Here is an 11425-nt window from a genome sequence, read left to right on the forward strand (position 1 = left end):
GTCGCCCCGCGTCCGCGGCCGTTCGCCCCGGTCAGTGCCTTTCCGTATCAGTCAGGCCCTTCCGCCTCCCCGGGATGCCGCCAGCTCCCGGCCCACCGCCGCCACCAGCGACCGCCACTCCCGGAACTGCCGCAGCGGTGCCTCCGACTGAAGGTTCCGCACCAAGGCGGGCCAGGGAACCCCCAGTTCGCGGAGGCGTTCCAGATCGTCCCGGGCGCTGAGGTGGCGCCCGGAGAGGGTGTCGCCCTCCATCAGCACCACCGCTTCCGCAAGCCGGTCCAGCCCCTCCTCGTTCAGCGCGTGCACCGTCCCGGCCGCCACCAGCCCGCCCGCGCAGGCCGGTACGGACGCCCCGTCGAGGGCCAGTACCAGCCGCGGCGGCACTGCACCGGACCGGGCGAGCCGGGGCCAGCGCGGATCGTCGAACAACCGCTCGTGTACGGCGAACGCGAGCCGGGCCACCGCGATCCCGGCCTGCCGGCACACCGCCTGCGCGATCTCGTTCGTTCGTCCCGGCGGCAGCGCCGCCAGCACCTCGGCATCCACCCCGCCGACCGGAACGCGGACCGCCGAGGAGATCCGGTGCAGCGGCCGGCCCGCCGCGAGGGCCCCTTCCAGCCCCTCGAACCAGGCCGCCAGCACCTCCTCGTACCGGCCTTCCGTACAGACCGGGCCGGCCGCCGCCCCGATGCCCTCCGCCAGAGCGCCGCGCAGGGCGTCCAGCCCCACCGGGTCGGCGGGGAACTGCACGAGCAGATTGGGCCGGTCCACGACCCAGTGCAGCCAGCGGGCCTCGGCGACCGCAGCCGCCGGATCCAGCGTCTGGCCGACCGCCGCGCACACCAGCCCCTCGGCTCCCCGGCCGGTCCGCCACACCGGGGCCAGTGCATCGCACACCGACCGCAGGTCGTGGGTGAGCAAGGCCCGGGCGGCCTCCTCCGGGCTCGCTCCGAAGGCGGCGAGATCGGCGAGCCGGGCCCGGTAGGCGGGCCCGCGGACCAGCTCGGCGAACTCCCCGAAGGCGAGGGTCGCCCCGGTGACGCCCACGTCCCGGACCAGCCGTTCCAGGGCGCCGGACGCCACCTGCCGGCGGCTCGCGCCGTCCAGCCAGAGCGACACGCCTTCCGCAGCGAGCTGTCTCGCCGGATTGCCGGTCATCCTCGTTCTCGGATCCATCGGGCCCCATCTCGCAGGGCCGCGCCCCAGGTGAATTCGTGGAAAGTGAATCTAACCGGGACCGGCAGCGGGGATGCCGGATCCGGTCGGTCTTTGTCAGTTGGCCGACACCTGACGAAGTCGGCCCGTTCCCTTGGTTCCCACAGGTTCCGGGAGAGAAGATTCCGCGGGATTTCGCGCGCATATTCTTCCGGAATCCGAACGCGCTCCCGGTGGCGGGCCGTCGGGGCCGCCGGGCCGCTGTGAACTGGGGCGGAGCCGGTGCCGGGCAAGCTGACACATTGGGGCGGCACCGGTGCGGAGAGGTGACAAAGTCCGCCGCACCCCACCCTCCCGCGGTTGCCGAAAGCGGCCCGGAACTGGTTGCTTCAACTGCGGAAAGCCGGCGCCCGGGCGCCGCCGCCGAACCCGTGCCGGGAAATGCCGGATCCCTCGGCGGGAGATTTTCCGGTGACCCCCAACAGCGTGGAGATGATCATGGCCAGTGCTGCCGCCGAGTTCTACTGGATCGTCGTGAACGACGAGGACCAGTATTCGATCTGGCCGGGTGACCAGCAGATTCCGGCGGGCTGGCAGTCGGTCGGCGACCGCGGCTCCAAGGAGGACTGCCTCGCCTGGATCGAGGAGAACTGGACCGACATGCGCCCGCTGAGCCTGCGCCGGTCCATGGACTCCGACCGGCCCGCCGGCGGTGTGGCGGGCGCGGCCTGACCTGCTCCGCCGCCGCGAGGAGAGGGAGCCGCATCTCGTGATCCACTTGATCCATGAACGCCTCCAGGTGATCGCCCTGTGGAGCCCGCCGGGCTGCCGGTCCACCGCCCTCGAGCAGATGATGACCGGCCGGGGCGACCTGACCGTGCTACACGAGCCCTTCAACAAGGTGGCCACCAGGGGGAGTTACGGCTTCCAGGGCCGCTCGTACGGCAACGGGACCGCGCTGCTCGACGCCGTGCTGTCCAGCGCCCACCGCCCCGGCGCCCGCCCGGTGCTGTTCAAGGACAGCACCGCCCTCCGGCACCCCGATCTGCTGATGGACACCCGCTTCACCGCCCGCATCCAGCACACCTTCCTCGTCCGCGACCCCGCCGAGGTCATCGCCTCGCATCACGCGGGCAACCCGGAGACCACCTCCGAGGAGATCGGCTTCGGCAACTGCTGGGAGATCTTCGAACTGGCCCGGCTGGCCTCCGGTGCCCATCCGGTCGTCGTCGACGCCGCCGACCTGCTGACCCGCCCCCGGGACGTGGCCGCCGCCTACGCCGCACACACGGGGCTGCCGCCGGCCCCCGCACCCGCAGGGTGGACCATGGACGAGGAGGGTACGTCCGATACGGCCGACGGCCGCACCGGAAACCCCGCCGACACCGTGCACGGCAACCCGCACCTGGCCGAGCTGTACGCCGAACAACTGCCCTACTACGAGTGGCTGAGCGCCCACCGCCTCGAACCGGCGGTGCCGGTGACCGGCCGTCCCGGGACGCCGCTCACCGCGAAGACCTGACACACGAGGAAGAGGGAGAGCCCCGCCGATGTACGGCAGTCCGCACGCGGAGCCAGCCGACTGGCTGAAGACCTGGTACGCCCCCCGCACCACCCCGGCCACCGCGCGCCGGCGCCTGCTCTGTCTGCCGCCGGCCGGCGGCGCCGCCCACCTGTACCGCGACTGGGCCCCCTCGCTGCCCACCGGCACCGAGGTCCTCGCCGTCGAACTCCCCGGTCACGGAAGCCGCCTCACCGAGGAGCCGCTGACCCGCATGGCCGAGGTCGTGGACGGCATAGTCACCGCCCTCGAAACCCTGCCCAACCCCGCCCTGCCGATGGTCGTCCTCGGCCACAGCATGGGCGCGGTGATCGGCTGGGAGCTGTGCCGCACCCTGCGCCACTACAGCGGACGGCCCGTCCGCGGCCTGGTGTCCGTGGCCTCGCCGGCGCCGTCCAGGCCCTCCCCGGACCGCTGGCGGGCCGGCGCCGAAAGCACCGAGGAGGCCCTGCTGAACCTCCTCGACCAGTCCGAGAGCCTCCCGCCGGAGCTCCGGCACAACCCCGAGTTCCTCGACTTCTACCTGCCGGTGCTCCGCGCCGACATGGAGATCCTGGCCCATCACGAGGCGCGCCGGGAATCCCCGCTGCCGTGCGACCTTCGCGTCTACACAGGGGAGCGGGACCCGCTGGTCACCGAGGCCGACGCCTGGCCCTGGGACGGGGAGGAGACCCTGGGCAGCCGCGAGCTGGTCCCCTTCCCCGGCGGCCACTTCTTCCTGCACGAGAACCCGCGTCCGGTGCTGGAGCGGCTCTCGGCCGATATCGAGACGATGACCCGGGTGCCCGCCTGGAGCGGCCGGTAGGCCGTCGCGGCACACCCGATCAGCCTGGTGAGGCTGTGAGTTCTTCCGGTACCCGGCGGGGATTCCCGCCGGGTATCCGTGTTTTCCGGTGTCCGGGTGTCCGGGTGTTCCGGGTGTTCCGGGTGTCTGCCGGCATCTCGCCACCGCGCTGCTCCCGATCGTGTCGGGGGAGGCGGTGGACCCGGCCTGGTGGGGATCGCCCGCAGGGTCCGGAGACTGCCGTGGCCGGCGTACGCGCCGACGAGTGCCCTCTGCCGTACGGCCCGCACTCGTCCCGGGGGGAGTGGCGGGTCACGCCTGCGGACTCCGTCCCGGCATTTCGCCACCCGGCCAGTTCGCGAACCGGCGTCCGCCGTACATCAGCGGGGTCCCGGCCTCCTGGGCCACCTCGACGACGCTGCCCAGGACGAGGGTGTGGGTGCCGATCTCCAGCATCCCGGCCACCTGGCACTCGGCGGTCACGAAGGCGTCCTCGATGAGCCACGGCAGGCCGAGCCCGGGCGACGGGCGCCACTCCACCTGCGCGAACCGGTCCGTGTTCGGCGTCGCGAACACTCCGGCCGCGCGGCGGCCCCGGTCGTGCAGCAGGTTCACCGCGAAGGAGCCGTGCTCCCGCAGCGCCTGCAGGGTGTCGCCGCCGGTGTTCAGGCAGACCGAGACGGTCGGCGGTTCGGCGGTCACGCTCGCCAGGGACGAGGCCGTCAGCCCGCGTGGGAAGCCGTTCTCGTCGTACGTGGTGATGACTGAGACGCCGGAGGGGAAGGCGCTCATCATCGAGCGGAAGTGGTCCAGCGGGACGGGGCGGGCAAGGGACAGCGTGGACATGGCCGGCGGCCTCTCTCTTCAAAGACGGTTTATCGGGGGGATGGTGGGCTCCGGGGTTGGGGCCGGGGCCCGCGCGGCCTCTGATCGCGCGGCTGCCCGATGGCCCGACCGGTCAGTGCTTCAGCCCTGATGGTGAGCGGGCCTGCGCCGTGCGGCCTGGCAATGACTGCTCGGTCTGGAGGATCCGTACCGGCTCCACGGTGCGGCGGGCCGGTGACGGGCGGCTCCGGGCGATCAGGTCCGGGCCGCTGTGCACCGTGGCCCGCACCGAGCGGGCTCCCAGGACCGCCACCGCGCCGTCGTAGTCCTCGCCCAGGGAGAGGTCGGCCAGTGCCGGCACCGGGCGGCTGCCGGCATCCGGACCGTGCCAGCCCACCAGCGCCGGCGGCTCGTCCGGACCGGAGAGCGTGAAGTCGGTCATCGGGGTGTTCAGCCCCTCCCCGGTGGCCTTCAGGACGGCTTCCTTGCGCGTCCAGTAGGTGAGCCCGGCCCGTGCCTGCTCGCCCTCGGGCAGCCGCTCGATGGCCGCCCGCTCGGCTGGTGTGAGCACCAGGTCGTACTCCGGGGGGAGTCCTGGGCCGCCCCAGGGTTCGAAGCGCTCGACGTCCACCCCCAGCGGGCTGCGGTGGGCGATGGCCACCGCCACGATGTCGCCGGAGTGCGTGATGGACAGCTCCCATCCGGCGCCCGCACCGACCACCTGGGGCTTGCCGTGGGCGCCGCCGCACCCCGGGCAGCGGGTCCGGAAGCTGATGGCTTCCGGGCCGGTGCCGACGAGGCTGGCCAACGCCGTCTTGGCGAGGGTCCGCCCGGTGACGAACCGGGCGAGGTCGAGCTCGTGGGCGAAGGACGAGACGCGGGTGAGCTCCGCACTGTCGAGGAGCCCGAACCAGTTCTGCGGCCGGGACAGCGGCCGCAGGGACCAGATGTGGCACTCGGCGGTGTCGACCTGCGGTGCGTCGACAACTTGTGTGTGAGCCGGCCCGTGGCCGACCGCGGCGAATGTCGTCATTCCGGGTTTCACCTCCTGCTGCGGCAGTGCGTCTGCCGCTGCCACAAGTCTTCGGCTCGGCAGGGGGGCCCGGGTAGCAGGAAATCCTCCGTCCGGGGGTGGGTTAACCCTCCCCCTGTTATCGCTGTTATCGCCGTTATCGAAGGGCGGTGCCGAAGCGATAACAGCCCGAAAGAGCGCCTCCGTAATTTTCTCGGCAGAAGGAAGAAGCCGCAGGTCAGAGACCACAGCGGCCCACCGAGAAGGAGACGGACATGATGAACACCACCGCCAAGGCCGCCGTTAAGTCCCTCACCGTCGCCCTGATCGCCGGCACCGCGATATTCGCCTCCGCGGGAGTCTCCGCCGCCGACAACGGTCCGTGGGGTGCGCCGCAGGCCGCGCAGCTGGACGACAACGGTCCGTGGGGCGCGAAGCCGGCTGCCGCAGACGCCGGGCTGCTGGACGACAACGGCCCCTGGTAGCCCGTACCACCAAGCGATCCACCCACCCGCCGAGGGAATGTTCGAGGAAGAATCTCCGTTCCCGCACCGGCTTCCCGTCACCCGCCCGATCGGGCGCTCCGAAGGTGACGACGACCCACGCTTCTCGCTGGAAGTTCCCTGCTGGTGACCTACATTGGGGTTCGCTGCAGATCAGGACTCAATGGACGGGGGGCGAGGTGGGGGCACAACTCAGCTTTAAGGTACTGGGGCCACTGGAAGTGGCCGCGGGAGAAGACGACATACCGCTCGGCGGTGCACGCCAGCGCGCCATTCTCGCGCTGCTCCTGCTCACTCCCGGCCGTGTCGTTTCCGTGGACACCATGGTCGAGACGGTCTGGAACAGTAATCCGCCGACCACGGCACGGACCCAGGTGGCCATCTGCATCGCGGCTCTCCGCAAGATCTTCAAGGCCGCGGGCGTCGCGGAGGACGTCATCGTCACCGCCCACCCGGGCTATCTCCTCAAAACCGAGGGCCACCGGATCGATTCCCTGGAATTCGCGGGGCTCGTGCAGTCCGCCGAACAGCACACCAGGGAAGGCCGGCTTCAGGAAGCGGCACACCACTACGCGCAGGCGCTCGGACTCTGGCGCGGATCCGCCTTCGCCGGCGTGGGCGGCCAGGTCATCGACGACGAGACCGACCGCCTCGAAGAGCACCGCCTCAACGCCTACGACGACTCCACCCTCGTCCACCTCGAACTGGGCCAGCACCAGGAACTCATTCCCGAACTGGTTGCACGGGTCCGCGAGTACCCCTTGCGGGAACGTCTCCGGCACCACTTGATGCTGGCGCAGTACCGGTCAGGTCGCCGAGCCGACGCGATGGAGTCGTTCCGCGAGGCCCGCCGCCATCTCATCGACGAACTCGGTATCGAGCCGGGTCCCGATCTCCAAGAGCTGCACGACGCGATCCTGCGCGACGACCCCCTGCTGGCGGCCGTGGCCCCCACGCCGGAGCGTCCGTCTGCCGTTCCCGTGCACTCGATCCCTTCCGAACTGCCCCCCGACGTGCCGGGATTCACCGGGCGCGAGGAGGAACTCGCCGCCCTGGACAGCCTGGTGTCGGCGTCGGAGGAAGACCGCTCCTCCACCATCGGCCTGATCACCGGCGCCGCGGGCATCGGCAAGAGCGGGCTGGCCACCCGCTGGGCCTTCCGCGCCGCCGAGCACTTCCCGGACGGTCAGCTCTTTGCCGACCTGCGCGGATACGACCAGCACCACGATCCGACCAAGGCGCACGAAGTGCTGAGCCGCTTCCTGCGAGCCCTGGGCGTGCCCGCCGACCAGATCCCGACGGAGCCCGATGAGCGGGTCTCGCTGTACCGCAGTCTGCTTGCGGACCGGCGGGTTCTGATCATCCTCGACAACGCGCGCAGCTACACCCAGCTTCGTCCGCTGCTTCCGGGCAGCGGCAAGTGCTGTGTCGTGGTCACCAGCCGGGACCAGATGGAACAGCTCGTCGCCTGGCCGTCCCAAGCCCGGGTACACCTGGGCGTGTTGTCCGAGGGCGAGGCCGTACAGCTCCTGACGACGATCGTCGGCGAGCGCCGGATCACCCCGGCGCGCGCGGACGCCGTCCGGCTGGTCCAGCTCTGCGAACAGCTGCCCCTGGCCCTGCGGATAGCCGCGGCCCGGCTCGCTTCCAAGCCGCACTGGCCGGTGAAGTTCCTGGTGTCACGCCTGAGCGACGAACGGCGCAGGCTGGACGAGCTGAGCCAGGGGGAGTCGCAGATCCGTGCGAGCTTCGCGCTCAGCTACCGGTACCTGCCTACGGACTCGGCCCGGCTCTTCCGACGGCTGGGGCTCCTCGACGTACCGGACTTCACCGCCTGGGTGGCCGCGGCACTGCTCAACAACGAGGTGCTCGACGCGGAGCGGCTCATCGAGCACCTGGTCGACGCCCAGTTCCTCGAAGTGGTGAACATGGACGCCACCGGCCAGCTGCGCTACCGGTTCAACAGCCTGCTGCGTCTGTACGCCTCCGAGTGTGCGGAGCGGGACGAGCCGGAGCCGGACCGGCAGGCCGCCGTCGACCGGTTCCGGCGGACCTTCGTGACCTTGGCGGAGGAGGCGGTACAGGCGGTGTTCCCCAACAGCACCGTCACGCACAGCAGGGTCCAGCGACGGCGGATCGACCCGCACCTGATGGAGGAGCTGCTCGCCGCTCCGCTGGAGTGGTACGAGGCCGAGCGGCTCGCCATCGTGGCCACGGTGCGGCAGGCGGCGCGGGCCGGCGTGGCCGACATCGCCTGGGACCTGACGGCCTCGTCGGGGACCTTCTTCTCGATGCGCAACTACAAGGAGGACTGGCGCACCTGCTGCGAGGAGGCCCTGCGTGCTGCGCACGACCTCGGCGACGAGCTCGGCCAGGCGGCGATGCACTACAACCTCGGCACGCTGGAGATGCTCGGCAGCTACGACGCCGCCGCTCCGCACTTCGAGCGGGCGCTGCGGTTCTACACGGATGCCGGGAACCGGACGGGCCGGGCGTGGACTCTCCGCTGCATGGCCATGATCGACCGCCAGCGCGGTGACCTGGACACCGCCATGGCCCGCCTCACGGAAGCCCTTCCGGTCTTCCGCGAGGTGGGGGACCACCTGTGCGAGGCGCACAGCCTGCAGAACATGGCGGCGATCGAGCTGGACCGAGGACGGCTGGAGGAGGCGATGCGGTTCGCCCTGGACTCCGTCCGGGTCGAGGAGAGCACCGGCCCGAACGTCACGCGCAATCTCGCGCAGGCACTCTTCCGGCTCGGCCAGGTGCAGCTCGCCCTGGGAAGTGTGGGCGAGGCCGAGGAGTCGTTCCTCCGCACGGTGCGCATCGTCAAGGAGAAGTCCGACATGCTTGGCCTGGCCATGGCTCTGCTCGGTCTCGGGGAGACCCGGCTCGCCAAGGGCTCCGTGGAACTCGCGGAGACCACGCTCGTGGACGCACAGGACATCGCTGAGCAGGGCAACAATCCGTTGGCCGCCGGACAGATCAGCCTGGCCCTCGCCAAGGTGTCGAAGCAGCGCGGTCACGCCGACGAGGCGCGCAGCCGTCTGCTCACCGCCCAGCAGAAGTTCACAGACGTCGGCGCCCCGGTCTGGCTACAGCGCGTCGAGGAGGCGCTCGGCGCCCTCGTGGACTGACCGACGGCGCGGCACATGACGAAAGGTGCCCCCGGCCCGGAGAGATCCGGGCCGGGGGCACCTTTACCTGTGCGCCGGGACGGGGGCTCAGCCGAACAGCTCGGCCAGCGCCTCCATGTCGATCGGCACCGGCGGCAGCCGGAAGCCGGCCGGCGGTTCGACGCCCAGCAGGTTGCGGACCAGGAAGTCCCAGCGGCGCTGGTTCACGTAGTGCTCGTAGCCGAAGTAGATGTGGTCGGCTCCCGGCACGATCACCAGGTCGAAGTCCTTGCCGTGCTGCACCAGGCGCTCGGCCAGCCGCAGGGTCAGCTGCGGGGAGACCCGGTCGTCCAGGCCGCCGTGGATCAGCAGCAGCTTGCCGGCCAGGCGGTCCGCGAGCTCCGCGTTCGAGGTGGCCGTGTAGTCGGCCTCGTCGAAGGGGCCGTGGTAGCCCTCGCCGAGGCCCGGCTCCAGGAGGCGGAAGTCGTGCATGCCGGACTCGGCGACGCCGACCTTGAACAGCTCCGGGTACTGGAGCATCGCCCGCACCGCGGCGTAGCCGCCCGAGGACATGCCGGTGACGCCGACCCGGTCCAGGTCCATCCACGGCCGGGTGGCGGCCAGTTCGCGCAGCGCCGCCACGTGGTCGGGCAGGCCGCAGGCGTCGCCCAGGTTGCCGTACGAGGCGTCGTGGAAGGCCTTGCTGCGGCCCGGTGAACCCTGGCCGTCCACCGCGATCACCACGAAGCCCAGCGCGGCCAGCACCTCGGCGTCGTAGCCGTAGTAGCCCGGGTCGAAGGAGGGGCTCACCCGGTTCGCGGTCGGCAGGCCGTACGGGGTGTCGATGACCGGGTAGCTGCGGTCCGGGTCGAAGCCGTGGGGCTTGTACAGCAGGCCGTGGATGTCGATGGTGCCGTCGGCGGAGGTGACGGTGAAGTGCTCGGGCGCGGTCCAGCCGGCCTCCTCGAGCAGGGTGATGTCGGCGCGCTCCAGCTCGACGAGGACCCGGCCGGCCCAGTCCCGGACGGTGATGACCGGCGGGGTGTCGGCGGCCGAGGCCGAGTCGACGAAGTACTCCGCGTTCGGCGGGACGGTGACGACGTGGTCGAGGGTGTCGTCGGTGAGCCGGGTGAACCCGGAGCCGTCCAGGCCCGCCTTGCAGACGGTCCGGCGGTACGGGTTCTCCTCGACCAGCCCGGAGGCGGTGAAGTAGACGACCCGCTGCTCCTCGTCGACGTGCAGGATCTCCTGCACGCCCCAGGGCCCGGAGGTGATCTGCGCGAGCGGCTCGGCGGAGTCCGCCCCGTACAGGTAGAGGTGGCCCCAGCCGTCGCGCTGCGAGTACCACAGCACCTCGCTGCCGCCGGAGAGGACGCGGACCAGGGGCTGCTGGAGCTGCTGCTGCGCGGGCTCCACCCGGGTGTCGCCGGTCTCGGTCACCAGGGTGCGGACCTCGCCGGACACCGGGTCGAGGCGGTGCAGGCTCAGGGTGCGGTGGTCGCGGGTCCGGTTGAGGTAGTAGACGGCCGAGCTGTCCTCGGTCCACCACGCCCACTTCTGGAAGACCGGCGACATCATCGACATGCCGACCGGCTCGCCCTGCGCGACGGTGGACGTGCCGGAGGCGATGTCGAACACGACGAACTCGGCGAGCGGTATGTGCTCGTCGCCGGGGACGGCGAAGCGCGGGGAGAGCAGGCCCGGTTCGCCGCCGCCCGCCGGGGCGGTGTCCACCAGTTGGGTCCGGCGGACGCCGCGCTGGTCGGTGCGGTGGGTCAGCACCCGGGCCGAGTCCGGGGACCATGCCACGGCGGGCGGCAGGTGCGGCAGCCCGATCTTCCCCAGCAGGGTCGAGTACATGAGGTAGTCGGGGTTGGCGCCGTAGTCCTGGCCCTCGGTGCCGTCGGAGGTCAGCGCCCAGTCCCGGGCTCCGTCCAGCGACCGGGCCCGCAGGTCGTGCCCGGCCCGGTAGACGGCGTGCTTGCGGTCCGGGGCGGGGACGGCCAGGGGGTTGCCGGGAGCCTCGCCGTCGGCCTTCTCCACCGCGTAGTGGTCCAGGCGGCACCGCCAGTGCTCACCGAAGGCGTCGAACTCGACCGCTCCGGTGACCGGCTGGATCGCCGGGAAGGGCAGCGCCGCGGCGTCGACCTCCTGGCCCGAGGCCGCGGCCAGCGCGGCCGCCAGGCGCTCGTGGTCGAAGGCGGGCGTCCGGGTGCCGGTCTTCGGGTCGACGAGGACGAACCTCTTTCCCTCGGCCGTGCCGACCGTGTACCAGAAACGGCTGCCGGCTTCAATCCACCGCGGCTTCACTTTGTCACTGCGGACGAGTTCTTTTCGGTTGTGCCGGAGAAGCCGCTCCGCCGTCTGATAGGCCTGCACGTCAAGTTCGGTCGAGTGCATCGGGTGTGTGCCCTTCCTTCGGAGTGGGTGTACGGATTCCGTCCGTGAATCGGAACGTGAGCGCGCAGC

At 71.3% G+C, this 11425-nt stretch carries 9 protein-coding genes; 5 read left to right on the forward strand and 4 right to left on the reverse strand.

Going from position 1 to position 11425, the window contains the following annotated elements:
* Positions 1-51 precede the first annotated feature (51 nt).
* Positions 52-1158, reverse strand: coding sequence for a transaldolase family protein (locus tag AB0447_RS30695; protein ID WP_366480108.1), 1107 nt, complete (start codon positions 1156-1158; stop codon positions 52-54).
* Between the two features lie 495 nt (positions 1159-1653).
* Between AB0447_RS30695 and AB0447_RS30700 the strand changes: the two genes are divergently transcribed.
* The 3 genes from AB0447_RS30700 to AB0447_RS30710 are packed head-to-tail and all read left to right on the forward strand — an operon-like array spanning position 1654 to position 3521.
* Positions 1654-1887, forward strand: coding sequence for an MbtH family NRPS accessory protein (locus AB0447_RS30700; protein ID WP_366480126.1), 234 nt, complete (start codon positions 1654-1656; stop codon positions 1885-1887).
* A 37-nt stretch (positions 1888-1924) separates the two neighbouring features.
* Positions 1925-2677 (forward strand): sulfotransferase family protein, encoded by a 753-nt coding sequence (locus AB0447_RS30705; RefSeq protein ID WP_366480109.1) that lies wholly within the window; start codon positions 1925-1927, stop codon positions 2675-2677.
* Positions 2678-2705: 28 nt separating this feature from the next.
* Complete coding sequence (locus AB0447_RS30710) at positions 2706-3521, forward strand: alpha/beta fold hydrolase (protein WP_366480110.1); 816 nt, start codon at positions 2706-2708, stop codon at positions 3519-3521.
* Positions 3522-3812: 291 nt separating this feature from the next.
* Here AB0447_RS30710 and AB0447_RS30715 read toward each other — a convergent pair whose 3' ends face one another.
* Together AB0447_RS30715 and AB0447_RS30720 are read right to left on the reverse strand one after the other, a co-directional pair.
* A complete protein-coding gene (locus AB0447_RS30715) occupies positions 3813-4346 on the reverse strand; it encodes a flavin reductase family protein (RefSeq protein ID WP_366480111.1) in 534 nt (177 codons plus the stop codon).
* Between the two features lie 112 nt (positions 4347-4458).
* Positions 4459-5358, reverse strand: coding sequence for a 4'-phosphopantetheinyl transferase superfamily protein (locus AB0447_RS30720; RefSeq protein WP_366480112.1), 900 nt, complete (start codon positions 5356-5358; stop codon positions 4459-4461).
* A 254-nt stretch (positions 5359-5612) separates the two neighbouring features.
* Here AB0447_RS30720 and AB0447_RS30725 point away from each other — a divergent pair, with 254 nt between their 5' ends.
* Together AB0447_RS30725 and AB0447_RS30730 are read left to right on the forward strand one after the other, a co-directional pair.
* Positions 5613-5822, forward strand: a complete 210-nt coding sequence (locus AB0447_RS30725) for a hypothetical protein (protein ID WP_366480113.1) — start codon at positions 5613-5615, stop codon at positions 5820-5822.
* A 239-nt stretch (positions 5823-6061) separates the two neighbouring features.
* Positions 6062-8977, forward strand: a complete 2916-nt coding sequence (locus tag AB0447_RS30730; RefSeq protein WP_366480114.1) for a BTAD domain-containing putative transcriptional regulator — start codon at positions 6062-6064, stop codon at positions 8975-8977.
* 87 nt (positions 8978-9064) lie between these two features.
* On the opposite strand, the gene AB0447_RS30735 is transcribed toward AB0447_RS30730, so the two are convergent.
* Positions 9065-11266 carry a DPP IV N-terminal domain-containing protein gene (locus tag AB0447_RS30735; protein WP_366480115.1) on the reverse strand — a complete coding sequence of 734 codons (2202 nt, stop codon included), beginning with the start codon at positions 11264-11266 and terminating at the stop codon, positions 9065-9067.
* Between the last annotated feature and the right edge of the window lie 159 nt (positions 11267-11425).

It is taken from the genome of Streptomyces sp. NPDC051211 (assembly GCF_040689505.1).
Classification (GTDB): Bacteria; Actinomycetota; Actinomycetes; order Streptomycetales; family Streptomycetaceae; genus Streptomyces.